Below are 205 nucleotides of genomic sequence, written 5' to 3' on the forward strand. Positions count from 1 at the left end.
ATGGAGCAGTCTGGTAGCTCGTCGGGCTCATAACCCGAAGGTCGTCGGTTCAAATCCGGCTCCCGCAACCAATTTTTAATTGGAAGCCAAGTTGTAATGTAAGCAACTTTAAATAAGTCTACAAATTTCAGGCGCGGGATGGAGCAGTCTGGTAGCTCGTCGGGCTCATAACCCGAAGGTCGTCGGTTCAAATCCGGCTCCCGCA

1 tRNA gene is annotated in these 205 nt (G+C 51.2%); it reads left to right on the forward strand.

From position 1 onward, the window contains the following. Window positions 1–132 precede the first annotated feature (132 nt). Window positions 133–205 (forward strand) — tRNA-Met (locus tag AAEY62_RS25315).

Source organism: Pseudoalteromonas sp. GW168-MNA-CIBAN-0100 (genome assembly GCF_040309225.1).
In the GTDB taxonomy this organism is placed as follows: Bacteria; Pseudomonadota; Gammaproteobacteria; order Enterobacterales; family Alteromonadaceae; genus Pseudoalteromonas; species Pseudoalteromonas arctica.